Annotated in this window: 29 protein-coding genes; 13 read left to right on the top strand and 16 right to left on the bottom strand. The window is 61.9% G+C overall.

Going from position 1 to position 25,712, the window contains the following annotated elements:
* Window positions 1-10 precede the first annotated feature (10 nt).
* Window positions 11-721: a FadR/GntR family transcriptional regulator gene (locus tag HX875_RS17725; RefSeq protein WP_177044175.1), complete on the bottom strand. Its 711-nt coding sequence runs from the start codon at window positions 719-721 to the stop codon at window positions 11-13.
* A 46-nt stretch (window positions 722-767) separates the two neighbouring features.
* A complete protein-coding gene (locus tag HX875_RS17720) occupies window positions 768-1,994 on the bottom strand; it encodes an MFS transporter (RefSeq protein ID WP_177044174.1) in 1,227 nt (408 codons plus the stop codon).
* A 111-nt stretch (window positions 1,995-2,105) separates the two neighbouring features.
* Between HX875_RS17720 and HX875_RS17715 the strand changes: the two genes are divergently transcribed.
* Window positions 2,106-2,996, top strand: a complete 891-nt coding sequence (locus HX875_RS17715; RefSeq protein ID WP_177044173.1) for a LysR family transcriptional regulator — start codon at window positions 2,106-2,108, stop codon at window positions 2,994-2,996.
* Window positions 2,997-3,359: 363 nt separating this feature from the next.
* Complete coding sequence (locus tag HX875_RS17710; RefSeq protein ID WP_177044172.1) at window positions 3,360-4,034, top strand: GNAT family N-acetyltransferase; 675 nt, start codon at window positions 3,360-3,362, stop codon at window positions 4,032-4,034.
* 46 nt (window positions 4,035-4,080) lie between these two features.
* On the opposite strand, the gene HX875_RS17705 is transcribed toward HX875_RS17710, so the two are convergent.
* Window positions 4,081-4,683 carry a TetR/AcrR family transcriptional regulator gene (locus tag HX875_RS17705; protein ID WP_177044171.1) on the bottom strand — a complete coding sequence of 201 codons (603 nt, stop codon included), beginning with the start codon at window positions 4,681-4,683 and terminating at the stop codon, window positions 4,081-4,083.
* Window positions 4,684-4,774: 91 nt separating this feature from the next.
* Here HX875_RS17705 and HX875_RS17700 point away from each other — a divergent pair, with 91 nt between their 5' ends.
* Window positions 4,775-5,383, top strand: coding sequence for an NAD(P)H-dependent oxidoreductase (locus tag HX875_RS17700; protein WP_177044170.1), 609 nt, complete (start codon window positions 4,775-4,777; stop codon window positions 5,381-5,383).
* Here HX875_RS17700 and HX875_RS17695 read toward each other — a convergent pair.
* Window positions 5,380-6,249 (bottom strand): LysR substrate-binding domain-containing protein, encoded by an 870-nt coding sequence (locus tag HX875_RS17695; RefSeq protein ID WP_177044169.1) that lies wholly within the window; start codon window positions 6,247-6,249, stop codon window positions 5,380-5,382. The genes HX875_RS17700 and HX875_RS17695 overlap by 4 nt on opposite strands.
* Before the next feature lie 107 nt (window positions 6,250-6,356).
* On the opposite strand from HX875_RS17695, the gene HX875_RS17690 reads away from it, so the two are divergent.
* Window positions 6,357-6,635: a carboxymuconolactone decarboxylase family protein gene (locus HX875_RS17690; RefSeq protein WP_177044168.1), complete on the top strand. Its 279-nt coding sequence runs from the start codon at window positions 6,357-6,359 to the stop codon at window positions 6,633-6,635.
* Window positions 6,636-6,640: 5 nt separating this feature from the next.
* Window positions 6,641-7,015 carry a tautomerase family protein gene (locus HX875_RS17685; protein WP_177044167.1) on the top strand — a complete coding sequence of 125 codons (375 nt, stop codon included), beginning with the start codon at window positions 6,641-6,643 and terminating at the stop codon, window positions 7,013-7,015.
* Between the two features lies 1 nt (window position 7,016).
* On the opposite strand, the gene HX875_RS17680 is transcribed toward HX875_RS17685, so the two are convergent.
* The 3 genes from HX875_RS17680 to HX875_RS17670 form a co-directional block, all read right to left on the bottom strand.
* The gene (locus tag HX875_RS17680) at window positions 7,017-7,406 is read right to left on the bottom strand and encodes a hypothetical protein (protein ID WP_177044166.1); all 390 of its coding nucleotides are present in this window, start codon (window positions 7,404-7,406) and stop codon (window positions 7,017-7,019) included.
* A 32-nt stretch (window positions 7,407-7,438) separates the two neighbouring features.
* Window positions 7,439-8,695, bottom strand: a complete 1,257-nt coding sequence (aroA, locus tag HX875_RS17675) for a 3-phosphoshikimate 1-carboxyvinyltransferase (protein ID WP_177044165.1) — start codon at window positions 8,693-8,695, stop codon at window positions 7,439-7,441.
* A 100-nt stretch (window positions 8,696-8,795) separates the two neighbouring features.
* Window positions 8,796-9,596 carry an isocitrate lyase/PEP mutase family protein gene (locus HX875_RS17670; protein ID WP_177044164.1) on the bottom strand — a complete coding sequence of 267 codons (801 nt, stop codon included), beginning with the start codon at window positions 9,594-9,596 and terminating at the stop codon, window positions 8,796-8,798.
* 174 nt (window positions 9,597-9,770) lie between these two features.
* On the opposite strand from HX875_RS17670, the gene HX875_RS17665 reads away from it, so the two are divergent.
* Both HX875_RS17665 and HX875_RS17660 read left to right on the top strand, forming a co-directional pair.
* Window positions 9,771-10,124, top strand: a complete 354-nt coding sequence (locus tag HX875_RS17665) for a DUF1428 domain-containing protein (RefSeq protein WP_177044163.1) — start codon at window positions 9,771-9,773, stop codon at window positions 10,122-10,124.
* 212 nt (window positions 10,125-10,336) lie between these two features.
* A complete protein-coding gene (locus HX875_RS17660; protein WP_177044162.1) occupies window positions 10,337-10,966 on the top strand; it encodes a lytic polysaccharide monooxygenase auxiliary activity family 9 protein in 630 nt (209 codons plus the stop codon).
* A 166-nt stretch (window positions 10,967-11,132) separates the two neighbouring features.
* Here HX875_RS17660 and HX875_RS17655 read toward each other — a convergent pair whose 3' ends face one another.
* From HX875_RS17655 to HX875_RS17635, 5 genes are all read right to left on the bottom strand, one after another.
* Window positions 11,133-11,687: a UPF0149 family protein gene (locus HX875_RS17655; protein ID WP_177044161.1), complete on the bottom strand. Its 555-nt coding sequence runs from the start codon at window positions 11,685-11,687 to the stop codon at window positions 11,133-11,135.
* Window positions 11,688-11,775: 88 nt separating this feature from the next.
* On the bottom strand, window positions 11,776-13,029 hold the full coding sequence (locus HX875_RS17650; protein ID WP_177044160.1) for a chloride channel protein: 1,254 nt from the start codon (window positions 13,027-13,029) through the stop codon (window positions 11,776-11,778).
* Between the two features lie 114 nt (window positions 13,030-13,143).
* Window positions 13,144-13,827: an anti-sigma factor gene (locus tag HX875_RS17645; protein ID WP_177044159.1), complete on the bottom strand. Its 684-nt coding sequence runs from the start codon at window positions 13,825-13,827 to the stop codon at window positions 13,144-13,146.
* Window positions 13,824-14,351 (bottom strand): sigma-70 family RNA polymerase sigma factor, encoded by a 528-nt coding sequence (locus HX875_RS17640; RefSeq protein WP_177044158.1) that lies wholly within the window; start codon window positions 14,349-14,351, stop codon window positions 13,824-13,826. Before HX875_RS17640 ends, HX875_RS17645 begins: the two co-directional genes overlap by 4 nt.
* A gap of 71 nt (window positions 14,352-14,422) precedes the next feature.
* Complete coding sequence (locus HX875_RS17635; RefSeq protein WP_177044157.1) at window positions 14,423-14,944, bottom strand: DUF3455 domain-containing protein; 522 nt, start codon at window positions 14,942-14,944, stop codon at window positions 14,423-14,425.
* A gap of 136 nt (window positions 14,945-15,080) precedes the next feature.
* Between HX875_RS17635 and HX875_RS17630 the strand changes: the two genes are divergently transcribed.
* Together HX875_RS17630 and HX875_RS17625 are read left to right on the top strand one after the other, a co-directional pair.
* Window positions 15,081-15,860 (top strand): class I SAM-dependent methyltransferase, encoded by a 780-nt coding sequence (locus HX875_RS17630; RefSeq protein WP_177044156.1) that lies wholly within the window; start codon window positions 15,081-15,083, stop codon window positions 15,858-15,860.
* Between the two features lie 82 nt (window positions 15,861-15,942).
* Entirely contained in the window at window positions 15,943-16,728 is a 786-nt protein-coding gene (locus tag HX875_RS17625) for a sulfite exporter TauE/SafE family protein (RefSeq protein WP_076013626.1), read from the top strand.
* Here HX875_RS17625 and HX875_RS17620 read toward each other — a convergent pair.
* A complete protein-coding gene (locus HX875_RS17620) occupies window positions 16,725-17,960 on the bottom strand; it encodes an acyl-CoA dehydrogenase family protein (protein WP_177044155.1) in 1,236 nt (411 codons plus the stop codon). The genes HX875_RS17625 and HX875_RS17620 overlap by 4 nt on opposite strands.
* Window positions 17,961-18,223: 263 nt before the next feature.
* Between HX875_RS17620 and sfnG the strand changes: the two genes are divergently transcribed.
* Entirely contained in the window at window positions 18,224-19,315 is a 1,092-nt protein-coding gene (gene sfnG / locus HX875_RS17615; protein ID WP_177044154.1) for a dimethylsulfone monooxygenase SfnG, read from the top strand.
* Here the strand turns inward: sfnG and HX875_RS17610 are convergent.
* Window positions 19,299-20,399 carry a GNAT family N-acetyltransferase/peptidase C39 family protein gene (locus tag HX875_RS17610; RefSeq protein ID WP_177044153.1) on the bottom strand — a complete coding sequence of 367 codons (1,101 nt, stop codon included), beginning with the start codon at window positions 20,397-20,399 and terminating at the stop codon, window positions 19,299-19,301. The genes sfnG and HX875_RS17610 overlap by 17 nt on opposite strands.
* 94 nt (window positions 20,400-20,493) lie before the next feature.
* Between HX875_RS17610 and HX875_RS17605 the strand changes: the two genes are divergently transcribed.
* Both HX875_RS17605 and HX875_RS17600 read left to right on the top strand, forming a co-directional pair.
* On the top strand, window positions 20,494-22,080 hold the full coding sequence (locus HX875_RS17605) for a RimK family protein (protein WP_003215278.1): 1,587 nt from the start codon (window positions 20,494-20,496) through the stop codon (window positions 22,078-22,080).
* Between the two features lie 6 nt (window positions 22,081-22,086).
* On the top strand, window positions 22,087-23,028 hold the full coding sequence (locus HX875_RS17600) for a magnesium transporter CorA family protein (RefSeq protein WP_177044152.1): 942 nt from the start codon (window positions 22,087-22,089) through the stop codon (window positions 23,026-23,028).
* 246 nt (window positions 23,029-23,274) lie between these two features.
* Here HX875_RS17600 and map read toward each other — a convergent pair whose 3' ends face one another.
* Together map and HX875_RS17590 are read right to left on the bottom strand one after the other, a co-directional pair.
* The gene (gene map / locus HX875_RS17595; RefSeq protein ID WP_177044151.1) at window positions 23,275-24,036 is read right to left on the bottom strand and encodes a type I methionyl aminopeptidase; all 762 of its coding nucleotides are present in this window, start codon (window positions 24,034-24,036) and stop codon (window positions 23,275-23,277) included.
* Window positions 24,033-24,236: a ParD-like family protein gene (locus HX875_RS17590; protein ID WP_177044150.1), complete on the bottom strand. Its 204-nt coding sequence runs from the start codon at window positions 24,234-24,236 to the stop codon at window positions 24,033-24,035. Before HX875_RS17590 ends, map begins: the two co-directional genes overlap by 4 nt.
* A 258-nt stretch (window positions 24,237-24,494) precedes the next feature.
* Between HX875_RS17590 and ilvA the strand changes: the two genes are divergently transcribed.
* On the top strand, window positions 24,495-25,523 hold the full coding sequence (gene ilvA, locus HX875_RS17585) for a threonine ammonia-lyase, biosynthetic (RefSeq protein ID WP_177044149.1): 1,029 nt from the start codon (window positions 24,495-24,497) through the stop codon (window positions 25,521-25,523).
* Window positions 25,524-25,712: the final 189 nt, after the last annotated feature.

Below are 25,712 nucleotides of genomic sequence, written 5' to 3'. Positions count from 1 at the left end.
TTTGGATCAGTCAGTTGATGGCGGGCAGTTCCAGGTGCAGGCGCCGTGCTGCCGCGCGCAAGTGGGCCTCGGCACAGGCTGCGGCGCCTTGGGCGTCACCGTCGGCGATGGCCTGGTAGAGCGCGGTGTGTTCCTGGGTGGCGTCAGCCGAGCCACTGACAAAGCGCGTGGCGGAGTTTTCCCAGGCGGTCTTGCGGGCACTGGCCAGTTGGCTTCGCAGGAAGTCGTGGAAGGCCACGAAATAATCGTTCTTGCTGGCTTCGGCGATGGCGCGGTGGAATTCCACATCGGCCAGGGCGGCGGCTTCGAAGTCGGCACGCTTGTCGTGCATTTCCTGCAGGGCGGTTTTCATGCGCTGCAGGTCAGCGGCATCACGGCGCCGGGCGGCAATCGAGGCCGCTTGGGTTTCGATCCACAGGCGAACTTCGAACATTTGCGCGAGGTCCGGGCGGCGGCCGTTTTTTTCCGGGAAGCGGAACACGGTGCCGGCAGGAGTCTGGGAGATAAATGAGCCCAGGCCGCGTCGGGCGGTGAGTACGCCGTCGGCCTTGAGCTGGGCAATCGCTTCGCGCACCACCGAACGGCTGACGTTGAGCTGTTCAGCCAGTTGCTGTTCAGTGGGCAGGCGCGCTTCGGGCGCCAGTTGGCCGGAATCGATTTCTGCACGAATGGCGCTGACAACGCGCATAACGAGCGAATCAGGGCGCTGGAGCTCAAGCATGGGAAAACCTTGGTAATCAGGTTGTCAGACAATAGTCGTTACGATTTTACCTTGTCAAGATTCGTGTGGCGTCGAGCCGGGTGCGCAGTGCCAGGAAAAGCCCTACGCCAATCAGTGCCAATGCCACGCCGAACGTGGCCTGCATCCCACTTCCCACGCTACCTGGCGTGGCGGTGGCGAGGTCACCTGAGACATGCGCAAACACCGCACCCAAGGCCGAAGCGCCGGCGATCAACCCCAGGTTGCGTGACAGGTTGAGCAGGCCAGCGACCACGCCACGGCGGTCCGCCAGTACCTCGCTCATCACGGCGGTGTTGTTGGCCGCCTGAAACTGGGCGTAGCCGAGGGTGAGGATGATCAGCGGGGCGATGTAGCCGGCAACACCGAGGTTCAGCGGCATCAGTGATAACAACAGGCAGCCGGCCAGCATCGCCAGCAGCCCCGCAACGGTCATCGGGCCGCTGCCGAAACGGTCGGTCAGGCGGCCGGCAGGGACGCCCATCAGCGCCGAAACACAGGGCCCGACGGCCATCGTCAGGCCCATCCACGCGGGGTCGAGGCCGGCGCTGTGGGTCAGGTAGAAGGGGCCGACCACCAACGTCGCCATCATCACCGCCGACACCAGCGCACTCATGGCCAGGCCGGCGCTGAGGGTTGAATCCCATAGCGTCGACAGGAAATTGAAGCGCGATTGCGTGGACGGTGGTTCGCGACGCTCGACCCGCAGATATCGCCGGGCGAGGGCAAAGGTCAGCAGGCCCAGCGGCACGGTGATAAAAAACAGTGCGCGCCAGCCAAACCCGGCGATCAACACTCCGCCGATGCTGGGCCCCAGCGCGGTGCCCATGGCCGACATCGTGCCCAGCAAGCCCATGGCGCGGCCGGTGCGTTCCTTGGCGACGGTCTCGCCCACCAGCGCCATGGTCATCGCCATCATGATCGCCGCACCCAGGCCTTGCAGGGCGCGAGCCGCGATCAAAAGGCCGAGGGATGGGGCCATGCCACACAGGGCGGAGGCAACGGTGAACAGCAACAAACCCGCCAATAGCAGGCGGCTGCGGCCCATCAGGTCGCCCAGTCGACCGACGCTGACGATCACGGCGGTGATCGCCAACAAATACGCGAGCACCACCCACTGCGCTGCCTGGAAGGATGCATCAAACGCCAGTACCAGACTTGGCAGGCCGACATTGGCGATGCTGGTGCCCAAAGACGCCAGCAGCATGGACAGTGACAGGGCGGCGAGGGCGCCACGGGGTGCAGGTGATTTCATCAAGAGGCTCCTGGAGTTGACCGCTGTCAGAAATCTACGCCGTCACCTAACATGGCGGAAGGCGCAGCAGTTGCACTGTATACGTGCGCCAAACGCCATGTGAGGTTTGCCGTGTCGACACCTGATTTCAATTTGCTGGTCACCCTGGATGTGCTGCTCGCCGAAGGCAGCGTTGCCCGCGCCGCCCAACGGTTGCGCCTGAGCCCGTCGGCGATGAGCCGGGCGCTGGCGCGATTGCGCGAAACGACGGGCGATCCGTTATTGGTCCGCGCCGGCCGAGGCCTGGTGCCAACCCCACGGGCGCTGGAGCTGCGCGAGCAGGTCAGCCAGTTGGTGCAGGACGCTGAAGCGGTGTTGCGTCCGGCTGCGAAGCTCGACCTGAGCCAACTGGTGCGTACCTTCACCTTGCGCACCAGCGACGGTTTTGTGGAGAACTTCGGCCCGGCGCTGCTCGCACGTATCGCCCGGGAAGCGCCGGGCGTGCGATTGCGTTTCGTGCACAAGCCGGACAAGGCCAGCACACCGCTGCGCGATGGCAGCGTCGATCTGGAAACCGGCGTGGTCGACAGCAGCGCCAGCCCCGAGGTGCTGACCCAAGCACTGTTCCGCGACCGATTTATCGGCGTGGTGCGCAAGGGGCATCCGCTGAGTAAGGGCGAAGTCACGCCGCAGCGGTTTGCCGCAGGCCAGCACATCTACGTGTCCCGACGCGGCCATGATCAGGGCCAGATTCAACAGGCTCTCGAAGCGCAGGGGCTGACACGGGACGTGGTGACCATCGTGGCCGGGTTCTCCACCGCCCTGGCGCTGGCCCGTAGCACCGACCTGATCGCCAGCGTGCCGGAGCGGCACACCGCCAACCTGCACAGTGATCTTTATCGTTTTGCGCTGCCATTTGCGTTCCCGGACTTCACCGTCTCGATGCTCTGGCACCCACGACTGGACGCCGACCTGGCCCATCGCTGGCTGCGCGGTTGCCTGCGGGAGGTATGTGCGCAATGAACGGCCGTACCTTTGTGGTGAGGGCGCTTGCTGTGGTGAGGGAGCCTGCTGTGGCGAGGGAGCTTGCTGTGGCGAGGGAGCTTGCTGTGGCGAGGGAGCTTGCTCCCGCTGGGCTGCGCAGCAGCCCCATCAAGCGCACCGCGTTTCTTCAGCCATACTCCCGTTGTAGGTTTGAGGGCCGCTTCGCAGCCCAGCGGGAGCAAGCTCCCTCGCCACAGCAAGCTCTCTTGCCACAACAGGCTCCCTTTCCACGGCAAGCCCCTCCCTATCCACAATATGAATGAGGCAAATGGCTTTGGGTCCAAAGCAGCCCTTCAGCAGGTACAATCCGCCCAGACTTGACACGAAACACCAGGAATTCGAATGTTCAGCCTTACCCGTTACGAAACTCCATGCCCCGAGCCGATCAACGCGCAGATCCTGCAGATGGTGGTCGACTACCTGACGGACATCAGCATGGTCGCCATCCCGCCGAGCAACCTGCTGTACAACGTCTACCAGTACGCCATTGGCTACGAGGTGCACCTGTACCTGGAAGCGCTGGGCGGGTCCAAGGGCATCGCGGTTGAACTGATCGTCGCGCTGGACGAGCAGGAGCAAGTGATCGGCTTCCTGCTGTACCTGCCGGTGAAGGATGATCCCGAGGCGTGCGGCGTGGCCTACATGGCGGTGCACGCCAGCCATCGGCGCAAAGGTGTGGCGCGGGCAATGATGCAGGACATGCTGGCCCGATACCCCCATGCCGAACTGACCTGCGCGGTGGAGAAGGTGCCGGCGTTCGAGTCCATGGGCTTTCAACTGCGCGGCGTACGTGGCACCCAAGTGCTGATGAACACCCGCGACTACAGCACCGACGGCTTGATGGGTTTGCTGGATGTGGCATCGATCTACAGCTCGCTGGAGGTGCGGCAGATCCACACCTACCTGCTGCAAAAGCACGGCAAGCGGGCGATGATCGATGCGGAGAAACAGCGTGATCGTCACTTCGACCAGATGACCCACAAAGCGCGGATGTTTGTACACGCCAGGTTGGGCTGACGCAGGACAATGTGGCGAGCTTTAGCGAGGCTGCAATGGCGGCCGTTTAATCGCGCCCTCGATTGACCATCGCCTTGATGCTCGCAAACAGCTCCTCCTGCGCCTCCAGCGCGCTGATTTCCCCGCTGGCGGCGGCGTGGGAAAGAGCATCTGCCGCGCCCAGCATCCCCCTCAAACCCGCTTGGCCTATCACACCGTCGACGGCAAAAGGGGCGAGAGCATCGCGGCATTTGCCGAGGAAAATCACGTCGTACTCGCGCTTGATGGTTTCCAGCTCCGGGCTGCCGGCCAGCGCCGCAATCACGCCCGGAATCTCGCGCCCCTGCAACAGCACACAGTCGACATAACACGAGGCAATCACCCAGGCACGGTCGTCCAGGGTGGGCTCGCTGGCCTCGATGGCGGCGGCAAACACCTGGTTCTGCCGCGCGTCGAAATCTTCATACAGCGCGGCCAGCAGCCCCGCGCGATCGCCGAAATGGTCATACACCACCGGCTTGGTCACGCCGGCCAGCTCGGCCAGATGCCCCAATGTCAGGGCGTCGGTGCCTTCTTCACGCACCAACTGCCAGGCCACGTCGAGCAATTGGCGTAACCGGTCATCCCGGGACAGGCGGCGGCGAGGGGCAGGGGATTGATCGCTTGACATGCTTATATACCAAAAGTAACTTGCCAACGGTAACTTAGCTCAAGCCTACTCAATTTGCCTGCCCGTCGCTACCCCCGAAGGAGTTTCTGCCATGCACGCCCTCATCGTTGTTGCCCACCACGACCCGCAATCCCTGACCCACAGCCTGGCCAAGCAGGCCGCCGCCGGCATCACGGCCGCCGGCCACACCTTCGAAATCGCCGACCTCGCTGCCGAAGGCTTCGACCCGCGCTACAGCGCCGCCGACCACAAAGTGCATCGCACCCGCGCCACGCCACCGGCCGACGTGCTTGCCGAACAGGCCCGGCTCGACCGCGCCGATGCATTGGTGCTGGTGTTCCCGATCTTCTGGTGGTCAATGCCGGCCTTGCTCAAAGGCTGGATCGACCGGGTGTTCGTCAACGGTTGGGCAATCGACTACAGCCTGGAAACCAAGGTGGTGAAAAAACTTGGCCATCTGCAGGTGCATTTGCTGGGCGTGGGCGGGGCCGATGAAGGCGTGTTTGAACGCCACGGCTACGCCAACGCGATGCGCACGCAAATCGACCACGGGATCTTCGATTACTGCGGCGCGAAGGTGCTCACCTCCGAGCTGCTGCTGGACTCGGAGAGCGGCGCGGCCGAACAGCATCTGGAGACGGTAGCGAAGCTGGGGCGGCAATTGTTTGTCGCTGCCCTGGAACCCAGCGAAACCGCCTAAACAATCTGCTGTTCAAGGCTGCTCTGTATCAGCGTTGCCAACTGCGCCACTGCCGCGTTTGGTGCCGGGTGGCTGCAATGCAATTCATAGCCCAGGGACGGCACCGGCGGCAGTCCGTCGAGCACCCCCAGGTGCGCCGGCAAACCGATGCGGGTGCGCAAGGTCACGCCCAACCCGGCGTCGACGGCCGCCCAGATCCCGCCGACGCTGGGGCTGGTCAAGGCAATGCGCCAGGCAATCCCTGCGCGGTCCAGGGCTTCGGTGGCGGCGCTGCGCAATACGCAGGGCGCCTCGAACATCACCAGTGGCAACGGCGCGTCCTCGGCGCGTGGCAATAGCGGCTTGTCCCGCGGGCCAATCCAGTGCATCGGGGTTAGCCCCAGGCGCGTGCAACCGGACGAGTTGTGGCCGGTTTCCCAGGTCAGCGCCAGGTCCAGGCGGGTGTTGTCCATCAGGCCCAGCAACTCTGCGTTGCGCCCAATCCGCACTTCGAGGCTGATCAGCGGGTACAGCCTGGCGAAGCGCCGCAGGACGTCACTGAGCACATGCTCGCCAAAATCCTCCTGCAAGCCGAGGCGCAAGGTGCCTGCGGTTTGGGTTTCGTGGAGGCTGCCGAAGATGCTGTCGTTGAGTTCCAGCAGTCGCCTGGCATGACTGAGCAGCGCCTCGCCCACCGGGGTCAGCGCGAGCCCGCGCCCGGATTTACCCAGTACCGGCGTGCCGACCTGTTCTTCGAGTTTCTTTAATTGCGCGCTGACGGCCGAGGTTGAACGGCCCAGTCGGTCGGCCGCCTTGGCGAAGCTGTTCAGCTCCACGCCGGTGACGAAGGTGCGCAGTACATCAAGGTCGAAGGTGGGACGGCGCATTTTATATTCCATAAAAACAGGATGGTTGGTGCTGTTTAATCTGATATTCGGAACGATCCTGGCCTGCTAGTTTTTGCCCGTCAACTGAATTGTCGGAGCGAGAGTCCATGAGCAGCAAATTTACCGAACTGACCCGCGACGTGTTGTTCGCCGATATCTGGGAGCGCGATGGCCTTTCCCCCAAGGAGCGCAGCCTGATCACCGTGGCGGCGCTGGTGGCGATGTATCGCCTTGAGCAATTGCCGTTTCACTTGCAGCGGGCGATGGATAACGGCGTGAGCGCCGATGAGCTGAGCGAAGTCATCACCCACCTGGCGTTCTATTCCGGCTGGCCGACAGCGGCGTCGGCGCTGAACCTGTTGGCCGCCATCAATCCTGGGGAGTAACCACCATGCCTTATGCCCGAATCTCCCTGCATCGCGGGAAATCCCCTGAATATCTGCAAGCGCTTTCCCAGGGGCTGCATGATGCCCTGGTTGAAAGCTTCAAGATTCCTGTCGCGGATCGCTTTCATGTGATCCACCAGCACGAAGTGGGCGAGATGATCATCGACCCCAACTACCTGGGCGGCCCGCGCAGCCACGACTATGTCCTGATCGCGATCACCGGCGGCAAACCCCGGGATACCGAGACCAAGCGCGATTTCTACCGGGTGCTGGTGGAGCGGTTGGAGGCGGCCATCGGGCTGAGCCCGGAAGATGTGATGGTGGTGATTACCACGACGGCGGCGGATGAGTGGTCGTTTGCGGGTGGCAGGGGGAACTGACTCAGCCTTCGCGAAACAGGTCATGGGCATCCAGCAACCGATACGCAATCTCCGGCTGCTTCTCCATACCCTTGCGAATCGCCGCCGGAATCGACTGCCGGGTCTTGCGACACAGGCCTGGCAACTCATCGATAACGATCTGGATCCCGCGCATGCTTTTGACTTCCGTATGCCCGGGGGCGATGTGCACGCGGATGCCCAGTTGCTGGTACATCAGGTGTTGCATGCGTTCCAGGTCGGGCAGGCTTTGCAGGTTTTCGAGGCGTTCGAGCAGGCGTTTTTCTTCCTGGCGCGTCAGGTGCAGGATGCGTGCATCGGCGCCGGGAAGTTCGAGGAGTTTCTCGCGATTGCAATCGCAGGCACCGGGTGGGCAGGGTTGGCGAATCGTCATGAAGTCTCCCTCCCGTTACCGGCGCCGACGGCTTACCAGGTCAACTGGACGCCAAGGCTTTCCAGCTCTTTCCAGTACTCAGGATAGGTCTTGCCGACGCAGTCCGGGTCCTGAATCCTGATCCCCGAAACCTTCAGGCCTGCCAAGGCAAAGCACATCGCGATGCGGTGATCGGCGTGGGTGTCGATCAGCGCGTTGCACGTGGTGCCCGCCAGGGCCGGATCGCTGGCCACCAGCAAATCATCACCTTCAATGGTCGCCAAACCCGCACGGATTTCATTCAGGCCGTCATGCAGTGCCTGCACCCGGTCACATTCCTTGACCCGCAGGTTGGCCAGCTCGGTGAAGCGTACCGGTGTGTTGTTGAACGCGGCCAGTACGGCGAGGGTCGGAATCGCATCCTGCATCTGCGAACCGATGACCACCGGTTGCATGTGCGGGAATTGCGCGATCACTGCCTGGGCCTTGGCATCGGGCTGGGTGAAATCCTGCGGGGCGACACCGAGGTCGATGCGGCCACCGGTCAGCACTTCGGCCGCCCACAAGTAAGTGGCGGCGGACGCGTCAGGCTCGATCAGGTAGTCGTGGGCGGTGTAGCCGGTGGGGGCCACGCGCCAGGTGCTTTCATCGACGATGTTCACCTGGGCACCGAAGGCGCGCATGCAGTCCAGGGTCAGGTCGACGTAACCACGGGCGCCGATGTCCTTGCCGGTCAGGGCCACTTCAATCGGTGCCTCGCCGCACGCCGCCAGCATCAACAGCGCCGACACGTACTGGCTCGACAGGCCGCCGTCGATCTCGAAACGCTTGGCCTGCACGCGGCCGGTGCCGTGTACCGTTACCGGCGGGCAGCCGGTTGGGCTGTCGACCTTGATGCCGTTTTGACCGAGGGTCGCGAGCAAAGGGCCGATCGGGCGTTTTTGCATGTAGGCGTCGCCGTCCAGCACCACCGTGCCTTGAACGGTGGCCACGGCGGCGGTGAGGAAGCGCATCGCGGTGCCGGCGTTGCCGAGGAACAGCGGCTGCGCCGGCAATTGCAGCTTGCCAACGCTTGTGACGACGAACGTGGTGTCGTCCGGTTCATCAATCACCACGCCCATCTGCCGCAGGGCCACCGACATGTGGCGGGTGTCATCGCTTTTCAACGCGCCGCTCAAACGGCTGGTGCCCTTGGCCAGGGCAGCCAGCAGCAGGGCACGGTTGGTAATGGATTTGGAGCCGGGGGGCGCTACCTTGCCGTTCAATGGAAAGTTGGGCGGTGTAACGGTCACGGTTTTCTGCGAACTCAAGGTACAAGGCTCCTGCTTCAAGGCGGGTGGCGTTTGGCGGACACGAATAATCGGCCAAACACGCTACCGTTGTCGAGCGGGGATCGTTGAACGTCGCAGGTTATGGCGCCATGCGGCCATTCAAGTCGCCATAGGTGAACGCCTTGAGTTCGTGCGTATCCAGTTGCCCGGTCCGCAGGAAGCCTTCGGCCAGGCTGTGCATGGCGCCGTACAGGAATTCGGCAATGCTCGAACCCGCCGTAAGGCGGCGCACGCCCAAGGCTTGCAGCGTCTCGGGGGTGGGCAGGCCGGCCCAGGCCAGCACGTTGACCGGCAAGCTCGTCGCCTGGCAGAGCTGACGGATTTCGTGCTCCTGGTGGATACCCGCGGCAAACAGTCCATCGGCGCCAGCAGCCTGGTACAACGCGGCGCGCTTGAGCAGTTCTTCCAGGCGCTGTGGCTCGGGCGCCAGTCCTTTGAGATACACGTCACTGCGAGCGTTGATAAACAGCTTCACACCGCAGCTGTCAGCAACCCGCCGGGCGACTTCGATTTTGCGGACCAGCAATTCAGGTGTGCCGGCACCGTCTTCAAGGTTGATGCCGACGGCGCCCGCGTCGATCACGGCCTTGATCACCCGACCCACCTGCTCCGGGTCGTCGGAGTAACCCGCCTCGATGTCCACGCTCAGCGGCACATCGATGACGCGGGCGATGGACTCGACGGTGCTCACCAGCAAAGGCAGCGGCAGTTGATTGCCGTCCTTGTAGCCGTGGGTCCAGGCGACGGCTGCGCTGCTGGTGGCAACGGCCTGGCTGCCCAGTTGTGCCACCAGGCGTGCGCCGCCTGCATCGGCAACGTTGGGCAAGATCAGCAATTGGGCGTGGTGCAGGGCGTGGAAGGCGGTGGCGTGGGCGGTCATGGCGGGTCAGTCCTTTGAGCGGTTTTTTTGATTGAAGGCGCCTGTCATATCAACAATCGGCCCGGCATCGCAATCGATAAAACACCACTGGTCGACATTTCCCACGTTGATGTCGATTGAGCGCCTGATTGATCGACTACAGACAGAACAACCCGTCGAATCAGGAGAGTGATCATGTCGTACGTAGATGGCTGTGTAATCGCGGTACCCACCGCAAAACGCGAACAATTCATCCAGCACGCCAAGGCCGCCGCCGTGGTGTTCAAGGAGCATGGTGCGCTGAATATCGTTGAGTGCTGGGGTGATGATGTGCCCCAGGGGCAGGTGACGTCGTTTCCCATGGCGGTAAAGCTCAAGGACGACGAAACCGTGGTGTTTTCCTGGATCGTGTGGCCTTCACGCCAGGTGCGTGATGCCGGAATGAGTAAGGTGATGGACGACCCGCGCCTGAAGGCAGACGTCAATCCGATGCCGTTTGATGGGCAGCGGATGATCTATGGCGGGTTTGAAATGATCCTCAACACGTGAGGACAAGTGTTCATGGATAGCAGCTGTAGTCCGATCGCCTGTTGCAGGGTAGGACGGACGACAGGTCCGGTGCAGGACTGCTGAGAAAACTCCGCAAAACAAGGATGTTGCGCGATTTGTCTGACAGAACCGTCGGGTAGACAACCCGGCGGGGTGGGCTAAGTTCAAGGCGCTTCCCATGACGGGAAGTCTTCAATCAAGGAGTGACTGAAATGAACAAACCCCAGACTCAACTCAGGCATGGTCGCGTCGTGACCCCCGCCAGCCGTGGCTCGGTGGCGGTAGAACGCGGGCTGCTGGAGAACTGGCAAGTCAATGAAATGGAAGGCGGCAAGAACTTCCCGGCCCTCAGCGCCGGACCGTTTCCGGCGCCTTATGAAACCGACGATCAAAGCGTCACGCCACCCGCAGACGGGCACATCCTCAGCGGCGGCAAGACCGATGCCCGGGACTGCGTGAACTTCACCGACGAAGAAATGGGTAAAAAGCTCAACACCCCGTTTAACTGGCCGTTGCTGAATGTTGAAGCCGGCCAGGTGTTCAAGGTGCAGTGGGACTACACCGCCGCGCACGTGACCCGTGGCTATCGCTGGCTGATTACCCGGGACGGCTGGGACCCCAAGCAGCGCATCAGCCGGGCTCAATTGGAGGCCAAGCCGTTCTACGAGGACTTCTACACCCAGGTACCGTATTACCAGCACTCGGCTGAACTGAAAGCCAAGGTCGAACATCAAGTGACGTTGCCCAAGGGCAAGAAGGGCCGGCATGTGCTGGTGTTGATGTGGATCGTGGCCAACACCGGCAATGCGTTTTATCAGGCGTTTGATGTCGACTTTAAATAGTCGCAACTGAACCTGGAGGAACAACATAAATGTGGGGAGGGAGCTTGCTGTGGCGAGGGAGCTTGCTCCCGCTGGGCTGCGTAGCAGCCCTAAAAAACCATGGGCGCTTCGCACCCAGCGGGAGCAAGCTCCCTCGCCACAGGTGTTGCGTTCAGCACAAGCTCAATCAGCGCTGGGCCAACCAGTAATCGTGCAACACACGGGCCGCCGGTTCGATCGCTGCAACCCGTTGCTGATGGGCATTTACATCCAGGTCTGCCGGCAGTTCAAAGTTGTCCTGCTCGGCACACCAGGAAATTTTCTCAAACTGCCCGGCCTGTTCGGCAGGCAGCTCTGGCCAGTTGCCGATCGCGGCGCCACGGATATAACCAAAGCACCATTCTTCCGCCAGGGTCAGTGGCTGGCCCTGGTGCTCGGTTTCTTCGAAACGCGCCTTGAATCCTTGGGCGTCAGTCGCCAACTGTGTGGCGATAGCGTTCATGTGCCGCACGCTCAGTTCAAGAAACCGCTTGGCTTCTTCCGGGCTTTCCCAATCCGGGTTCTGCCCACCAAAGATGCCGGGGAACCACTCGGCCACGTCCACCTGCGCAGGGCTTGAGACCAGAGCAGTGAAGTAACCGTCGAGCTCGGCCAGGTTCAACACCGAATGATCGTCGCCGTACTTGAGCAGGGTTTCGTCGATGAACTCGAAATCGGCAGGGGCGAGGGGTTGGTCGTGCATGGAGATGTCCTTTGTGCGTAGAGCGCCGCCGATAGGGGCGGCTTAAAGCGCGGAGGATGGCGCGTGCCGGGTTTTTAATCCAGCCTCTTCAGCGCTTTTCCCACAACACGCACAGCTTGCTCATGCACATCGAACCCGCCACGGCGAGGATGATCGGCACCAGGAAGTCGTGGTCGATGCGGGTAAATTCCGCCACCAGCACAATTGCGGTCAAGGGCATGCTCATGCTCGACGCCAGGAACGCCGCCGCGCCAATGATCGCGAAGGCCCCCAGCGGCACGCCGGGCCACAGCAGGCTCCAGGCGCCGCCGAGGATGATCGCCAGCAAAGCGCCGTTGGCCAGCGCCGGGGTCAGCAGGCCGCCTTCGGCACCGGCGCGCAGGCTGCTGGCGGTGATCAGCACCTTGACCACCAGCAGTACGGCGGCGAGGGCGATGCTCAGTTCATTGTCGAAACCCAGCTGCGCCGGGCCTTTGCCGTTGCCGAGAATCTGCGGCAGGAAAATCGCCAGGCCACCGATGATGCTGAAGTTGATCAACGACAGCACCGGCAGTCGCCAGCCTCGGGCGGCGTTGTTGCGGGCCGCGCCGGTCAGCCGAGTGAAACCGTAGGCAGCCAGGCCAAACACCGGGCCGCAGGCCAGCGCCCAGGCGATCAAGCCGGGGCTGAGCACAAAGTGCGGCACCACGTATTGTGACTCTGCGCCCAAACCAATCCAGGCCACCGACGCACCGATGGCCGAGGTGGTCAACGCAATCACCGCCGCCGGCCAACTGAACACACCCACCAACACTTCGAGCACAAACACCGCGCCCCCCAGCGGCACGTTGTACACCGCCGCCAAGCCGGCGCCCGCGCCGCAGGCGACGATCAGCCGGTGCATGTCCGGCGCCAGGCGTGCCCGCTGTGATAACCAGGTGGCCGCCAGCGCGCCGACTTCCCTTGGCGCCACTTCACGGCCCAGGGGGGAGCCGAGGGCAACGGTGATGATTTGCAGCACGGCGTGGGCGAGGGTGGTCTTGGGCGGCATGATCGGCGCCTGGGCCGAGACTGCTTGTTTGATGCTCACCAACGGCCGGCCATAGCGGTAGATCAACCACCAGCCCACGCCCGCCACCAGGCCGCAGGTGATCAGCACCAGCACCCGGCGTTCAGGCGCGGCGGCAGTGACGCCGAGCAAAAAGGTTTCGTGGCTGATCAGGCTGTCGAGGCTGTAGCCGTAGGCCAGGTGCTGGATGCCGTGCAGCAGCAACGCCAGGAGCATGCCGCCGATGCCGGCGCCGATACCGGTGAAGATGACCACCAGGGCGAGAATCAGCAAAGAGCGGGGCTTGGAAGGCATAAAGGGTCCACAGGGCCGGATTTTCGAGGCTGATTCTATAGCGTGCAGGTGCTGCTACCGCGCTGACATGTAATGCAATGGCGCGAATTGGCCTTCCACAACATTGCATTACGTTCAGATTACTTTAACGGCCCGGCCGATTGCCTGAATCGGACCTGTCGGCTTGCCGGTTTTCGATCCGCCGGGGTTTTCCAGGGTCAGCTCAAACAGTTGGTTGGGCGCCAGTGGCGGCAGTTTGTCCAGGGGCACCGACAGCGATTGCCCGGGCTTGACCAGCCCCAGCGACACCGGGCCTTGCCAGTCTTCGCCCTTGGTCCAGAACTGCAGGGTCTTGTCTGCCGGTACTTCCATGATGCCCAGGGGGATCAGCTGGATTTCCTGGGTATTACTCGCCTGTATCACCCAACCCGGTGCCTGGCTTTGCGGTGCGACCAGCACCACCACATAAGCGGTCGGGTTGATGGTTGCTGTCTGGGTCAGCAGCAATGTTGCCAATACAAGACTCGCCGCGAGGCCCGCACCGGCCAGTCCGCGCCACAAAGACAGCCGGTTCCACCATGAGACCGTTGAGTCTTGAGGGACGGAATGCCCCAGGCTGCGCTCGATACGTCGCCACAAATTAACCGATGGCGTGACGGGGTCGGCCTGCTCGGTCAATGGCAACAGGCGCTGCTCCCAGGCGTCCACCGCTGCACGCAACTCGGCGTCGGTAGCCAGGCGTTGTTCCACCTCGGCACGCTGCGCGGCGGGCAAGGTGCCCAGCACATATTCGCTGGCCAGTTCGTCGATGCTGTTCATGCCATGCACTCACGCAATGCCGCGAGGCTGCGTTTGATCCACGCTTTCACGGTGCCCAGCGGGGTGCCGAGTTTGTGCGCGATTTCGCTGTGGGAATAACCGTCTACATACGCATGCAGGATGCAGTTGCGGCGGGCCGGGTCGAGTTGTTCGAGGCAGCTGTAGATGCGTCCCGAGCGCGCCTGATACTCGAAGGTGTCGGTGTGCTCCGGGGTTTCATGTTCTTCGTCGAGGGGCACTTCGCGTCCGGTGCTGCGCACCGCATTCAGGGCCAGGTGCCTGGTCACGCTATAGACCCAACCGCGGGCCGAGCCTTTGTGCGGGTCAAAACTGGCGGCTCCATTCCAGATCTTGATAAAAGCGTCATGCACGATGTCTTCGGCCAGGGCCTTGTCGCGCACGATGCGCAACGCAACGCCCAGCAGCCGGCTGCTTTCCTGTTGATACAGGCGGCGCAGGGCCGGTTGATCGCCCCGGGCGCAGGCCAGCAGGCAGGCTTCATACTCAAAATCGGCTTCAGGCAAGGACAGGGTTTCCCGGTGGATGCCCCGGTAGTGAACCCGGGGCGCTTTCGCAGCAGCGTAGACGACTTTACTTAATTGGCCGCCCAGAAGATGTAGTCGGCCTGGTACTTCACCACTTGCTGCTTGCCCTTGTTGGCCGCCGTGCATTCGGTGCTCGGTGCCACGCCACCCTTAAGGGCGACCCGTTGAATGTAGGCAACGCCACTCATCGCGCCCTTGCCTTCGGCGGGGTTGGCCTTGACCAGTTGATAGGGCAGGTTGCCGGGGCTCGACGGCGCTACGGCCAATTGGGTGCCGGTGACTTTCGAGCCGTCCTTGGCCTGCCAGGTGGCGGGCGGGCCGAAGTAGCTGCCGACTTGCTGGCCGCTGCGGTCATTGAGCACGGCCTTGGGGCCGACGAAAAACCATTCGGTCTGGCCAGCAGCATTGGCCTTGTCACGGCATTCGTAGGTGATTTCGCCGACGCCGGTGGTTTCCATCGCCACCTTGTGACCGTCCGGCACCTTGATGCTGTCGGGTAAACCGGTCTGGGCAAAGGCAGTCGGTGCAGCAGCGAACAGGCAGGTCACGCAGAACAGGGCTTTGGCGTTCATCGGTGTCTCTCCATAAGGGCAGCAAGGCGCTGCTACCGGTACTACCCACGACACGCGCAAACGGATGCAGCGATTAGAAAATAATTCGGCAAGGGCGCACACTGTGGCCCCCGCACTACCAGAGGAGAGATTGGCGATGACCGGTGTTCACAAGGCTGCTCAACAGGGATTCTCTACCCAGGCCGTCACCTACGCCCAAGGCCGACCGGATTACCCACGCCAACTCACGGGCTGGTTGACCGACGCCCTGCAGATCAACTCGCACTCCACCGTTATCGACCTGGGTGCCGGTACTGGCAAGTTCACCCGTTTGCTCAGCACCGTGGCGCCGACCTTGATTGCGGTCGAGCCGGTAGAGGCGATGGGCGCGCAGTTGAAGAAACAGCTGCCGGACGTGCGCCTGCTGTCAGGCACCGCCGAGGCCATTCCTCTTGAAGAGGCCACCGCCGATGCGCTGGTGTGCGCCCAGGCGTTCCACTGGTTCTCCACGGAAGCGGCCCTGGCTGAAATCCACCGGGTGCTGAAGCCAGAAGGCCGGCTGGGTTTGATCTGGAACGTGCGGGACGAATCCGTGGACTGGGTCGCGGCGATCACCGAGATCATTACGCCCTACGAGGGCGACACCCCGCGCTTCCACACCGGGCGCTGGCGCGAAGCGTTCACCGCGGAGTATTTTTCCGCGCCCGAAATGACCTGCTTCCCCTACAGCCACGTCGGCAGCCCCCAGGAAGTGATCATGGATCGCTTCCTTTCGGTGAGCTTTATCGCCGCATTGCCGCCGGCGGAAAAGGCGCTTGTCACTGAGCAGCTGCAGTCGCTGATCAACACGCATCCGGCCTTGCGCGGCCGTGAGACGGTGGCATTCCCGTACCAGACTCAGGCCTATCGCAGCCAGCGCCTGACGAAAAAGGCATAAAGTCAGATCGTATTGATATAAGTCGTTATAAGAAAAATCGCTATGCTGCGGCCAGAATTTTATAAGGCCGCAGGTAGTGGTAATGGATGTAGGTAATTTTGGTTTCTCGATTGCTGGCCTGATTGTTGGATTTATCGTGGGAATGACCGGTGTTGGCGGCGGCTCGTTGATGACGCCGATCCTCTTGTGGTTCGGCATCAACCCGGCCACCGCCGTGGGCACCGACCTGTTGTATGCCGCCATCACCAAGTCCGGTGGGGTGCTGGTTCACAGCAAGAATCGCAACATCGACTGGACCATCACCGGTTGGCTGACCCTGGGCAGCGTGCCTGCGGTGCTGCTGACCTTGTGGTTCCTCAAGAGCCTGGACACCGATCCCGCCGCCTTGAACGCGGTGATCAAGCAGTCCCTGGGCGTGGTGCTGCTGCTGACGGCCACCGCCATTCTGTTCAAGAACAAGCTGCTGGCTTTCGCCCAGCGGCATGCCGGCGACGACTACAAGATGGCGCCGCGCAACCTCAATGCGCTGACCATCGTCACCGGCGCGATCCTCGGCACCATGGTGGCCCTGACCTCCATCGGTGCCGGCGCCCTGGGCACCGTGGCGCTGTTTATCCTGTACCCGTTCCTGGCCACCAAGCGCCTGGTGGGTACGGAGATCGCCCACGCCGTGCCGCTGACCCTGGTCGCCGGCCTTGGCCACGCGAGCATGGGCAACATGGACTGGACGCTGCTCGGCTTCCTGTTGCTGGGATCGCTGCCGGGGATTTATGTCGGCAGCCACATGGCCGGCAAGGTCCCGGACGGGATATTGCGTCCTTGCCTGGCGTTTATGCTGGTGATGATCGGCTTCAAGCTGGCGCTTTAACGCGCCGGCCCATTGCCGATCTGCCACACAAACGGCGGCTCGGTGCCGTTGATCACCCGGTCGCCGACAATCCGCGCCTTGTAGATCACCGGGTTGTGGGACGACACCGTGCGTGCGTTGCGCCAGTGCCGATCCAGGGATTTGCCCTGGCGTACGTCCGAAGCGCCCAGCGCGTTGAACAGTTCAGTGGTGGCGCGCTGGATCAGTTCCGACACCACCACCTGCGCGGTCGCTGATTCGATTTCGGCAGCCACATTGGCTTCGTGTTCCGCCGCATCATCCCCGCCAAAGCGCGCCACGTAAGCCCGCTGCGCTGGAAGGGTTGCCTTCAGCGCGCTGGCCTCGGCGGCATACACCAGCGCCGCGACTTCACCCACCACCTGTTGAATCTGCGAATCCTGGCTCACATGGGCAGCATTGCCATGGCTGTAGATGCGCTTGCGGCTGCGCACCTGATGCGCCACATCCTTGAGGGCCGCGCGACCGATGCCGGCCAGGGTGGCGAGCAGCACCAACTGGTAGAACGCGGTCTGGTATTTGAAGCGGGTGGAAAAGTCGATGAGGTTTTCCGCTTCCACCACGGCGTCGGTAAAGCGCGAGGTGCCGCTGCCGGTGGTACGCTGGCCAAAGCCGTCCCAGTCATCGCTTTGCACTACACCGGGCTGGTGGGTGCGGGTGGCGGCAATCACATCGCCGCCGGTGTCGCTGCGCTGGGCATACACGTCGATCCAGTCGGAAAACAGGCTGCCGGTGCTGTAGAACTTTTCACCGTTGAGTTTCCATTTATCGCCGTCGGGGCTGACTTTTGTGACCACATCGCCGATGGCCACGCTGCCGATTTCAGTCCAGGCGCAGCCGACGATGTCACCCTCGACAAAACGTTTGAACCAGATGTCCCGCGCCGCGCCGGGGGCGGCGTTCAGGCGGTCTTCGGCGAACGCGAAATGCCCGCGCAGGGCCTGGGGCACGTTGGAATCGGCTTCGGCCAGTTCGATCAGCAGTTCAAACAGCTGGGGCAGGGAGGCGCCACCGCCACCGTATTCCACCGGCACGCGCACGGCGCCGAAGCCGGCTTGCTTGAGCCACTGGATGGGTTCGTAGGGCAGGGCGCGGGTTTGTTCACGCTCTACGGCGCCTTCGGCGATGCGCTGGAAAACCGGCCGGAAGCGTTCGGCCAGGGCTTGATAATCGACGCCGGTGGACAGTGGGTTGATCACGTGGTGCTCGGTCATGGGGACGGTTCCTGGGCAGTGAGTCAGGTGAGCTATTGCACAGTCCATGCCGGGCGCGAAGGCACGTGTTTACGGGGCGGGTGCTGATTCAACTGTTGTCCCTGCAACAGCAAAACGACAAACCGCTGCAATCCGTGACAGCTCGGAGCAGGCTGCTTTTCGCCTGTTTCCGCGTTCCAAGGCCTGTAGCGTGGGCCTTTCACGGTCACTGGCACACTTGCTGCTCCACACCCTGTACATGCCAATCCGCGAGGTACAGTCCAATGAGTCAGCAAGCCGTCAAATTTGCCTACTGGGTGCCCAACGTCAGCGGTGGGCTGGTGGTCAGCAAGATCGAACAGCGCACCCACTGGGGCATCGACTACAACCGCAAGCTGGCGCAGCTGGCCGAGGACGCCGGTTTCGAATACGCCCTCACGCAGATTCGTTTCACCGCCGGCTATGGCGCCGAATACCAGCATGAGTCCGTTGCGTTCAGCCATGCGCTGCTGGCGGCCACCACCAAGCTCAAGGTGATTGCGGCGATCCTGCCTGGCCCATGGCAACCGGCCCTGGCGGCCAAGCAACTGGCAACCATCGACCAGCTCACCAATGGCCGGGTAGCGGTGAATATCGTCAGCGGCTGGTTCAAGGGCGAGTTCCAGGCCATCGGCGAACACTGGCTGGAGCACGACGAGCGCTATCGGCGCTCCGAGGAATTCATCCGTGCCTTGAAGGGCATCTGGACCCAGGACAATTTCACCTTCAAGGGCGACTTCTACCGCTTCAACAACTACAGCCTCAAACCCAAGCCACTGGGCGAGCCGCACCCGGAAATCTTCCAGGGTGGCAGTTCACGGGCGGCGCGGGATATGGCGGCGCGGGTGTCGGACTGGTACTTCACCAACGGCAATACCCCGGAAGGCATCAAGGCCCAGGTCGATGACATCCGGGCCAAGGCAGCGGCGAATAATCATTCGGTGAAAGTCGGGGTCAACGCGTTTGTGATTGCCCGCGATACCGAGGAAGAAGCCCGCGCCGTACTGGCAGAGATCATCGACCAGGCCGATCCGGAAGCCGTGAATGCGTTTGGCGACGCGGCCAGACAAGCCGGCAAGGCATCCCCGGAAGGCGAGGGCAACTGGGCCAAATCCAGCTTTGAAGACCTGGTGCAATACAACGACGGCTTCAAGACCAACCTGATCGGCACCCCGCAGCAGATCGCCGAGCGCATCGTGGCCTTGAAGGCCGTCGGCGTGGACCTGGTACTGGCCGGCTTCCTGCACTTCCAGGAAGAAGTCGAGTACTTCGGCCAGCGCGTACTGCCGCTGGTGCGTGAGCTGGAGGCCAAGGCCGGGATCAAGCAAGTCGCCTGAACACCACCACCGCCGCACGCAATTTGTTATTGCCGAACCGGCACATTCGCTCGAACTCCCCGTGGCTGACCGGCAGATGCTGGCAGTCCATGGGTTGGCGATGCTGGCTGTGGTCCACGTCCGGGTCGTGCAGGTACACGAAGTCTTCGTCGCAATCGGTGACGATCACCCAGTGGGGCGACTTGGAGCGGGTCAGCCGGTAGCTGCTGATCAACACCAGCGGCTGCCCGCCGTCCCGCAGCACCTGGGGTAAATCCAGCGGGCCGCCGAGCACCTGCTCGACGTCGCTCAATGCCAACTCTTCCTCGAAGGCGTCATGCACCAACCGCATGACGTCTTTTTTATGCGCATCCCGCACCCCGTCGAGAAACAACGGCCCGCTGACGTTGACCTGCATGCGCACCCGAAAACCCCGGCGCCACGCGGCCAGTGCCAGGCCTTGGGGGCTGCAGCCACCGTGGCCGGCGGTCATGAACACGGTGGTTGCCTCACGCCATATCTGCAGTTCTTCGCGACGCTGTGCCACCCGCGCAGGTTCCAAAGCGCCCATGGCCATCAGCAGGCTGGCGGCGCCACAGGTGAAGTCGGTGGTCTGCTGGTAATAGGGAACGCTCAGGGCGCGTGCGTCCTGGTGCTGGAGGATGCGTTTTTCCAGGCGCAGGGCTGGGGCGTGGTCTTCGTAATAGTCATTGATCAAGGCAAAGCGCCGGTAACCATTGCGCTCGTACAGGGCGATGGCGCCGGGGTTGTCGGTGCGCACTTCGAGGCGCAGGTAGGCGCAGTCGTGTTCCACGGCGCAGGCTTCGATGCGTGTCAGCAATTGCTTGCCCAATCCCAGGCCCCGGGAGGACTCGGCGATGGCGATGGAATACAGGCGCGCCAGGGAGGTGCCCCGGTGGAACAGCACCAGGGCGTAACCCAGCAACTCGCCGTGTTGTTCCGCCACCAACAGTTGCCCGTGGGCGCGGCTGACCATCCACTGGAAGCTGCGGGTGGAGAGCCGGTCCGTGGTGAAACAGTGCTGTTCCAATGCCACCAATGCAGGCACGTCATCGGGTGTTGCAACGCGAAAGGAAAGAGCCATGTGACCGCCGTAAAAGTTGCGTAACGAAACGGGACTTCTCTAAAAGATCGTGCTTAATAGAAAAGGTCTAGTTCTCTAAAGCGGATCAATCAATATGTCAGCGGTACAAGGTCATTGGCGTGAAGTATCCGAGCAAACAGTGGCGGCGACAATAACTTCCAACGGTTATTTTTCCAGCCCTCCCAAGAGTGCAAGTCAAGTCGTGATCATTGTCGAGCGCAAGGAAGACTGGGCATCGTACTTCCCCAGCGAAGACATCGTCACCGCCCAGGAATACCTTGAACAAACCCGGGAAAACGAGACGGGCAAGCGGGTGCAGGTGATCAACCTGTGCCGCAGCTACAAGTACCTGGGGCACGGCTACTACTGCTCGCTGCTGGCCGAGGCGCGGGGCCACAAGGTGATTCCGTCGGTGCGCACCATCAGCGAACTGACGAAAAAATCCCTGTACGGCCTGGCCCTGGATGACCTGGATAAAACCCTCGATAAAGCCTTGAGTCATCACCTCTACAGCAATACCGAAGGCTTTACCCTGACACTTTATTTTGGCCGAACCAATATTGAACCCTTGCAGGATTTGGCCCGCCAGTTGTTTGAGGCGTTTCCCTGTCCGATCCTGTTAGTTGAATTTCGCAAGAATAACGGCTGGCACATCGAAGGCATCAAGTCTGGGGTGTTGCACAAGTTGCGCGATGACCAGGAAGATCAATTCGCCAATGCGCTGGATAACTTCAGCCGCAAGATCTGGCGTCAACCGCGCTCCCGACGGTTGGCCCGCTATGACCTGGCAATCCTGCACGATCCGCAGGAACAATTGCCGCCGTCCAACGCCCGTGCCCTGGAAAACTTCGTACGGGTCGGCAAGGGGCTGGGCATCGATGTGGAACTGATCGAGCGCAAGGACTATGCCCGCCTGGCCGAATACGACGCCTTGCTGATCCGCGAGACCACCAGCGTTGACAACCACACCTACCGCTTCGCCAAAAAGGCCGAGAGCGAAGGGCTGGTGGTGATGGACGACCCGGCGTCGATCCTGCGCTGCACCAACAAGGTCTACCTCACCGACCTGCTGAAAAGCCACCAACTGGGCATGCCCGCCACTGAAATTCTGTACAAGGAGCGACCCGAAGATTTCGAACGGGTGGGCGAGCGCCTCGGCTTCCCGCTGGTACTGAAGATCCCCGACGGGTGTTTCTCCCGCGGCGTGATCAAGGTCGAAAGCCAGCAAGCGCTGTTGACCGCCACCGCTGAACTGTTCGAGCATTCCGTGTTGCTGCTGGCCCAGGAGTTTTTCTACACCGAGTACGACTGGCGCATCGGCGTCCTCAACCGCAAACCGATCTTTGCCTGCCAGTACTTCATGTCCAAGGGCCATTGGCAGATCTACAACCACAAGGCCATCGGCCAGGACATCAACGGCGAGTGCCGCACCCTGGCGGTCCACGAAGCGCCCAAGGCCGTGGTGGAACTGGCGGTAAAGACCGCCAACCTGATCGGCGACGGCCTGTACGGCGTAGACCTCAAGCAATCCGGCGACAAGGTGGTGGTGATCGAGGTCAATGACAACCCCAACATGGACGCCGGTATCGAAGATGCCTACCTGCAGGACGACTTGTATTCCCTGGTACTGGAGGAGTTCGTCCGACGCCTGGAGCTGAAACGTCAGGGCCAGGTGTGGTGACGCGCGATGATCCAGCGCTTTGAAATAGCCGATGGCAAGTTGTACAACAGCCTGGGGGACGACGCGAATGTGCTGCTCTTCAGCAATCCCGATCCCCACGAGCGCAAGTACCTGCGCGACTGCTACAAGCTCGATGAACATGCTTTGGCCTCGGCGCTGGACCCCGACGAAGTGTCCCGCATCGAGTTCCACCCCGATAACCTGTTCCTGATCTGGAAACGCCCGGAGAATTATTCCGGTGGCGGCAACCTGGTGTTTGAAGTGGCGTCCTGCGGCTTGCTGTTTTCCGGGGATCAGTTGCTGGTGATTGCCACCGACGACAGCCAGCTTTCCGGGCTGGGCGCCCGCCGGCCGCTGCGTACGCCACTGGATGTGTTGCTGGACTTGCTGCTCAACAACATCCACCACTACTTGGGCCACCTTAAGGTGATCAAGATGGTCGCCCGGGAGTTGCAGCAGCAGTTCAATGCATCGATGAGCAACCGCCACCTGATGCAGATGTTCAACCTCAGCGAAAGCCTGATCTATTACATCAACGCCCTGCACAGCAACGGCGCGGTGCTGACGCGCCTGCGCAATCATGGCGAGAAGGAACATTTCAGCGCTGAAACACTGGGCCTGATCGATGACCTGATCATCGAGAACAACCAGTGCTACAAGCAGGCGGAGATTTACTCCAACGTGTTCTCCGGGCTGATCGATGCCCGGGGCAACCTGATGAACAACAGCATGAACAACCTGTTGCGCAAGCTGACGTTGATCAACGTGGTGTTTCTGCCGTTGAACCTGATTGCCAGCGTGGGCGGGATGTCGGAGTTCAGCATGATGACGGCGGGCACGCCGTGGTGGATTTCGTACCCGTTGTTTATGGCGGCGATGGGACTGGGGGCGGGGTTGATGGTGTTGGGGTTGAAGCGGATTGCGGGGAGTGGTGACAAGGCGGTGTGACGATGTTCGGGAGGTTATTTGTGGGGAGGGGGCTTGCTGTGGTGAGGGAGCTTGCTGTGGCTGGGGAGCTTGCTGTGGCGAGGGAGCTTGCTCCCGCTGGAGTGCGAAGCGCTCCCAAAGATCTTGGGGCCGCTACGCAGCCCAGCGGGAGCAAGCTCCCTCGCCACAGCAAGCTCCCTAGCCAGAGCAAGCTCCCTAGCCACAGACAGCAAGCCCTCTCACCACACCAACCTCCCTCACCACAGGTCATTCGCCGGCGCTGTGCTGCAACGTCAACACCTCAAACCCATCCCGCGTCACCGCCACGGTATGTTCCCACTGCGCCGACAGGCTGTTGTCGCGCGTCACCACCGTCCAGCCATCCTTCAGGCTGCGCACCTTGGCGCTGCCCTGGTTGAGCATCGGCTCGATGGTGAACACCATGCCTTCGCGCAGCTCCATCCCGGTGCCCGGACGGCCGAAGTGCAGGATCTGCGGCTCTTCGTGCATCTCGCGGCCAATGCCGTGCCCGCAATATTCACGCACCACGCTGTAGCCATTGCCCTGGGCATGGCTCTGGATGGCGTAGCCGATATCCCCCAGGCGGGCGCCGGGCTTGACCTGGCGGATCCCGGCCCACATGGCTTCGAAGGTCATTTCCACCAGGCGCCGGGCCTTGGGCGCCACGTTGCCAATCATGTACATCTTGCTGGAGTCGGCGATAAAGCCGCCTTTTTCCAGGGTGATGTCGATATTGACGATGTCGCCGTCCTTGAGCACGTCCTTGGCGCTCGGCATGCCGTGGCACACCACTTCGTTGATCGAGGTGTTGATGCAGAACGGGTAGTCGTACTGGCCCAGGCTCGCCGGCCGCGATTGCAGGTCATTGCGGATGAAGGCTTCCACGGCGCTGTCGATCTCGAGGGTCGACTGGCCTGCGGTGACGAAACCGTCGAGCATGCTAAAGACCTTGGCCAAAAGGCGACCGGCTTCACGCATCACCACGAGTTGTTCGGCGGTCTTGATCATTGACTGCGCCCCCGGATCAGGTCGGGCTTGTCCAGCAGCAATTTGTTGATCAGGTCGTTATAGGCCAGGTGCGGATTGAGTTCGGCGAGCAGGCCGATCTTGATCCAGAACTCGGCCTGGGCGTTGATGGAACGGTCCATGGCGGCGCTGGCCAGGCGGAGTTGTTCATGCAATTGGTCGGTGATCTTGACGATGCCCATGAGCTTCACTGTGCAGGGTTGATATATGAATCGTATATGTTTCGTATGCTCTGCGTAAAGCCTGGCGTTTCGCCATTGACTTGCCCCGCAGCGCCGGTTAATTTTGATTCATGACATTTCAAACCCTTCGTTGCCAGCCAAGCATTATTACCGCCATTCCTCATTTGGCGGGATAGCGCACGGCTGTACCCAAACCCGCCCTAGAGGCGGGTTTTGTTTTTCCGTCTCCAGGGCTTTGCAAATACCCAGGAGATAGCCATGAGCAGTCAGCCCCAAGCCCCCGGATTGCTTGAGCACTACGTAAAGAAGATTCTGGCTGCCCCGGTCTATGACCTGGCGGTGCGCACGCCGTTGCAGGCGGCGCCGGCACTCTCGGCGTTGCTGGGCAACCAGATCCTGCTCAAGCGTGAAGACCTGCAACCGACCTTTTCCTTCAAGATTCGCGGCGCCTACAACAAGCTGGTGCAGCTCAGTGCCGAGCAGAAGGCCCGGGGCGTGGTCACGGCATCGGCGGGCAATCATGCCCAGGGCGTGGCACTGGCCGCCCGGGAACTGGGGATCAAGGCAACCATCGTCATGCCTTGCAATACGCCGGAGCTCAAAGTATTGGGGGTTCGCTCCCGTGGGGGCGAGGCGGTGTTGCACGGCGAAAGCTTCCCTTTCGCCCTGGCCCACGCGCTGCACCTGGCCGAGGCCTCGGGCTGCACCTTTGTCTCGCCCTTCGATGACCCGGACGTGATTGCCGGGCAGGGCACCGTGGGCATGGAAGTGTTGCGCCAGCAGCAGGGCCCGCTGGACGCGATCTTCGTGCCGGTGGGCGGCGGTGGGTTGATCGCGGGGATTGCCGCCTATGTCAAATACCTGCGCCCTGAAGTGCGCATCATCGGCGTCGAGCCCGAAGGTTCCAGTTGCCTGTTGGCGGCACTGCGGGCGGGCAGTCGTGTGGTGCTGCCGAGTGTCGACAGCTTTGCCGATGGCACGGCGGTGGCACAGATCGGCGCCTTCGGTTTTGAAATCTGCCGGCACCACGTGGATGAGGTGATCACTGTCAGCAACGATGAGCTGTGCAGTGCAATCAAGTTGATCTACGACGATACCCGTTCCATCACCGAGCCTTCCGGTGCCCTGGCGGTGGCCGGTATTCGTCGGTATGTCGAGGCAACCGGCCAGCGTGGAAAGACCCTGGTGGCGATCAATTCAGGCGCCAACATCAACTTTGATAGTTTGCGACATGTTGCAGAAAGAGTTGCAGCACAACCGCCGGTTTATGAAGTTGTTGTTAGTTAAACGTTTCATCGGGGCGTTTTCACGCAACTACCTTCAGTCGAAGTAAAAACGCTCTGTGCTTATGAGGAAAGGTTACAACGAGACCGAAAATTGCCGAGTAGGCTGGTGATTGAAAGACGTCTTCCAGGGTTGGCAAGACGTGTCACGCAGGCGCCTTGGCGTGCCTGTCGACGCCCAACAAGCAGCCAA

It is taken from the genome of Pseudomonas yamanorum, from assembly GCF_013386765.1.
Taxonomy (GTDB): domain Bacteria; phylum Pseudomonadota; class Gammaproteobacteria; order Pseudomonadales; family Pseudomonadaceae; genus Aquipseudomonas; species Aquipseudomonas yamanorum_A.
The sequence above is the reverse complement of the archived record's forward strand: the minus strand, read 5'-3'. Positions and strand labels throughout refer to the sequence as shown.

Excerpts from the sequence above, each read along its gene's own strand:
- HX875_RS17725 (WP_177044175.1), bottom strand. The coding sequence starts at position 721 with ATGCTTGAGCTCCAGCGCCCTGATTCGCTCGTTATGCGCGTTGTCAGC.
- HX875_RS17720 (WP_177044174.1), bottom strand. The coding sequence starts at position 1,994 with ATGAAATCACCTGCACCCCGTGGCGCCCTCGCCGCCCTGTCACTGTCC.
- HX875_RS17710 (WP_177044172.1), top strand. The coding sequence starts at position 3,360 with ATGTTCAGCCTTACCCGTTACGAAACTCCATGCCCCGAGCCGATCAAC.
- HX875_RS17705 (WP_177044171.1), bottom strand. The coding sequence starts at position 4,683 with ATGTCAAGCGATCAATCCCCTGCCCCTCGCCGCCGCCTGTCCCGGGAT.
- HX875_RS17700 (WP_177044170.1), top strand. The coding sequence starts at position 4,775 with ATGCACGCCCTCATCGTTGTTGCCCACCACGACCCGCAATCCCTGACC.
- HX875_RS17695 (WP_177044169.1), bottom strand. The coding sequence starts at position 6,249 with ATGCGCCGTCCCACCTTCGACCTTGATGTACTGCGCACCTTCGTCACC.
- HX875_RS17690 (WP_177044168.1), top strand. The coding sequence starts at position 6,357 with ATGAGCAGCAAATTTACCGAACTGACCCGCGACGTGTTGTTCGCCGAT.
- HX875_RS17685 (WP_177044167.1), top strand. The coding sequence starts at position 6,641 with ATGCCTTATGCCCGAATCTCCCTGCATCGCGGGAAATCCCCTGAATAT.
- HX875_RS17680 (WP_177044166.1), bottom strand. The coding sequence starts at position 7,406 with ATGACGATTCGCCAACCCTGCCCACCCGGTGCCTGCGATTGCAATCGC.
- HX875_RS17670 (WP_177044164.1), bottom strand. The coding sequence starts at position 9,596 with ATGACCGCCCACGCCACCGCCTTCCACGCCCTGCACCACGCCCAATTG.
- HX875_RS17665 (WP_177044163.1), top strand. The coding sequence starts at position 9,771 with ATGTCGTACGTAGATGGCTGTGTAATCGCGGTACCCACCGCAAAACGC.
- HX875_RS17660 (WP_177044162.1), top strand. The coding sequence starts at position 10,337 with ATGAACAAACCCCAGACTCAACTCAGGCATGGTCGCGTCGTGACCCCC.
- HX875_RS17655 (WP_177044161.1), bottom strand. The coding sequence starts at position 11,687 with ATGCACGACCAACCCCTCGCCCCTGCCGATTTCGAGTTCATCGACGAA.
- HX875_RS17650 (WP_177044160.1), bottom strand. The coding sequence starts at position 13,029 with ATGCCTTCCAAGCCCCGCTCTTTGCTGATTCTCGCCCTGGTGGTCATC.
- HX875_RS17645 (WP_177044159.1), bottom strand. The coding sequence starts at position 13,827 with ATGAACAGCATCGACGAACTGGCCAGCGAATATGTGCTGGGCACCTTG.
- HX875_RS17635 (WP_177044157.1), bottom strand. The coding sequence starts at position 14,944 with ATGAACGCCAAAGCCCTGTTCTGCGTGACCTGCCTGTTCGCTGCTGCA.
- HX875_RS17630 (WP_177044156.1), top strand. The coding sequence starts at position 15,081 with ATGACCGGTGTTCACAAGGCTGCTCAACAGGGATTCTCTACCCAGGCC.
- HX875_RS17625 (WP_076013626.1), top strand. The coding sequence starts at position 15,943 with ATGGATGTAGGTAATTTTGGTTTCTCGATTGCTGGCCTGATTGTTGGA.
- HX875_RS17620 (WP_177044155.1), bottom strand. The coding sequence starts at position 17,960 with ATGACCGAGCACCACGTGATCAACCCACTGTCCACCGGCGTCGATTAT.
- sfnG (WP_177044154.1), top strand. The coding sequence starts at position 18,224 with ATGAGTCAGCAAGCCGTCAAATTTGCCTACTGGGTGCCCAACGTCAGC.
- HX875_RS17610 (WP_177044153.1), bottom strand. The coding sequence starts at position 20,399 with ATGGCTCTTTCCTTTCGCGTTGCAACACCCGATGACGTGCCTGCATTG.
- HX875_RS17605 (WP_003215278.1), top strand. The coding sequence starts at position 20,494 with ATGTCAGCGGTACAAGGTCATTGGCGTGAAGTATCCGAGCAAACAGTG.
- HX875_RS17600 (WP_177044152.1), top strand. The coding sequence starts at position 22,087 with ATGATCCAGCGCTTTGAAATAGCCGATGGCAAGTTGTACAACAGCCTG.
- map (WP_177044151.1), bottom strand. The coding sequence starts at position 24,036 with ATGATCAAGACCGCCGAACAACTCGTGGTGATGCGTGAAGCCGGTCGC.
- HX875_RS17590 (WP_177044150.1), bottom strand. The coding sequence starts at position 24,236 with ATGGGCATCGTCAAGATCACCGACCAATTGCATGAACAACTCCGCCTG.
- ilvA (WP_177044149.1), top strand. The coding sequence starts at position 24,495 with ATGAGCAGTCAGCCCCAAGCCCCCGGATTGCTTGAGCACTACGTAAAG.